The sequence below is a fragment of the Sphingobium sp. genome (assembly GCF_041987595.1).
GTDB lineage: Bacteria > Pseudomonadota > Alphaproteobacteria > Sphingomonadales > Sphingomonadaceae > Sphingobium.
Window position 1 is genome coordinate 1 of record NZ_JBHIWJ010000241.1, and the last position, 560, is coordinate 560.

The following is a 560-nucleotide window of genomic DNA, read 5'->3' on the forward strand; positions in this document are numbered from 1 at the left end:
TCGTTCCGTCGCTCAGCGTCAGCCCGGCATTGTGCAGCATCTTGCTCTCCTGGAGAATTTCCTTGATTGAGTTGTGTTATACATATTGAACTAAATCTGTTCAAGATGTAATGTGCAGCCAAGAAGAAGGAGAGGCTGGATGAGCCAGAAAATGAAAGTGGTGATCGATAAGGCGGCATGCTGCGGTTATGGCGTGTGCGCCGAAATTTGCCCCCAAGTGTACAAGCTTGACGCCAATGGCATCGTGTATGTTGACGACGAAATCGTTCCCGAAGGACTGGAGGAGCAGGCCCAGGAAGGCGCCGAGGCCTGTCCGCAGTCCGCCCTTGCCGTCGAAGCCGCCTGAGTCGACCCGAACATGCGCGGGTCCTGGGTGCGGATGTCCTGTCACAGGATAGGTTTTCGGCGCCCGTCCCCTGATGCACGGTCTTTTGACAGGCAGAGGAGAGGATCGCTTTGATGGGGCAGGCCGAGATTTTATACACACCGTTCACGATGGGCTCGCTGCACCTGCGCAACCGGTTCGTGATGGCGCCGATGACGCGCAATTTCTCGCCGGG

At 56.6% G+C, this 560-nt stretch carries 1 protein-coding gene; it reads left to right on the forward strand.

The window, feature by feature from the left end; all coding sequences use genetic code 11:
- Positions 1–139 precede the first annotated feature (139 nt).
- Positions 140–346: a ferredoxin gene (locus tag ACFC3J_RS22965; RefSeq protein WP_279729305.1), complete on the forward strand. Its 207-nt coding sequence runs from the start codon at positions 140–142 to the stop codon at positions 344–346.
- Positions 347–560 lie beyond the last annotated feature (214 nt).

What these genes read in the sequence shown, in the direction of transcription:
- ACFC3J_RS22965 (WP_279729305.1), top strand. Translation starts at nt 140, where the DNA reads ATGAGCCAGAAAATGAAAGTGGTGATCGATAAGGCGGCATGCTGCGGT.